General features: G+C 63.1%; 2 protein-coding genes. One reads left to right on the top strand and one right to left on the bottom strand.

The window, feature by feature from the left end; translation table 11 throughout:
* On the top strand, positions 1-233 hold a 233-nt coding region (locus EOC06_RS40820; RefSeq protein ID WP_206631200.1), incomplete at its 5' end, for a hypothetical protein.
* A gap of 123 nt (positions 234-356) precedes the next feature.
* Here EOC06_RS40820 and EOC06_RS17045 read toward each other — a convergent pair.
* The gene (locus EOC06_RS17045; protein WP_128308321.1) at positions 357-1,556 is read right to left on the bottom strand and encodes a cytochrome-c peroxidase; all 1,200 of its coding nucleotides are present in this window, start codon (positions 1,554-1,556) and stop codon (positions 357-359) included.
* Between the last annotated feature and the right edge of the window lie 49 nt (positions 1,557-1,605).

Raw genomic sequence — 1,605 nt, 5'->3', positions numbered from 1 at the left:
GGCATGGATCCTGGGGTCTGCGCCGCGTCGCTTCGCTCCTTGCTACGCCCCAGGATGACGAAGCGATGGATGTTTGCGCCAATCGCCAAAGCATGCGGTCCGTGCTTAAGGAATTAGGCGCTCAGCGGTCGCCCCACGACTTTGGCTTCCTGTTTCTCGCACCGAGCCTTGATCGAAGCCTCTGCGATTGCGAATTCCTCTTCCAATGCCTCATATTGGGCAGCGAATTTTGAATCCTTGAACCATTCCTTGGCGGGTTCCTCGACGGGAATCATACTCCGGCTCATAGAACCTCCTTTGCTCGCTTCAGCACCAACTCGCCTCGCTTCGCTCAACTATTCCTATCGCCGGCAACCTCACTCCGCCAGCGTCTTCAGGAACGCCACCAGCGCTCCGCGCTCGCGATCCGACAACTCCAGCGGGTGAACCTCTGATACCCCTTCGACGCTGGGGGCAGCCTTGGCGTAGTGCGCCACCACCTCGTCGAGCGACGAAAACTGCCCGGCATGCATATAGGGCGGCCGCGTTGCCGCTCCGCGCAGCGATGGCGTCTTGTAGGCGCGAACGAGTTCGGGCGCATCCTTGACCATGAAGCGCAACTCGCCGCAGGCGCTGGCGTCGCCATCGCGATAAGCGCCGAAGCAGTTGAACGGGTCCGCCTCGACTTGGTGCACGGCCTCGATACGGCCGCGATCCGGCGGCAGGCCCGCAACGGATGGCACGCCGGTGTTGTGGAAGCTGTTGTCGGTGAAGCGCGAGCCGTTGTGACAGGTCACGCAATTGGCCTTGCCGATGAACAGTTTAAGCCCAAGGATTTCTTGTTTGGAAAAGACAGCATCGCCCTTCGGCTCGGCACCGGTGGCGAGGTCCAGCGCAAAGCGGTCGAAGCGCGTTGGCGCCGGCGCGATCGAGCGTTCGAAGGCGGCAATTGCCTTGCCTAGATTGGCAAAGACGCCGTTGATAGCGTCACGCTGCGGGCCGCTCATCGCATTCCAGGCCGCCCTCTCGACATCGTTTCCAAGCGGGCTGGCATCCAACGGCATGCCGGAAAAATCAGGCAGCGGCCCGAAGATGCGCTCATAGCGTTCGCCGAAGCGCGCCTTGATGTAATGCGCGTAGGCGGTGCGGTTTCCCGCCTGCTCCAGCGGGTTTTCGAGCGGCGTCAGCGCTTGCGCCCACAGGCTGTCGCGGCGGCCATCCCAGAAGAACCAGGGATCGCGCGCCACGCCGGCCAGTGGCATGGTGCGCCGGCTGGTACGGCCGACCCCGACCGCCTGCGGCAGGTCGTCCTGGAACTGGCGGTCGATCTTGTGGCATGTCGAACAGGATATTGACCCGTCACCGCTCATGCCCTGGTCGAAGAACAGCGTCGAGCCGAGTGCGGCAGCCGCCGGCACGTCGGCAAAACGATTGGTGGTGTCGGGCTTGAGCGCCGGCAGCGACGACAGCGCCAGCGAGGCGATGGTCGTCTTTTCGGCGTCGGAAAAATCCGGCTTCGTGCAACCGGCAAGGACAACGGCCATCATCAGCGCCAGAAAACGCGAAAGCCGCCTCATGTCCTGCTCACAGCACCACGTTGAAGAGCACCGTGTCGGAGCCGGCGGT

Source organism: Mesorhizobium sp. M7A.F.Ca.MR.362.00.0.0 (genome assembly GCF_004023175.1).
Taxonomy (GTDB): Bacteria; Pseudomonadota; Alphaproteobacteria; order Rhizobiales; family Rhizobiaceae; genus Mesorhizobium.
This window is presented reverse-complemented; position numbering and strand designations above follow the sequence as displayed.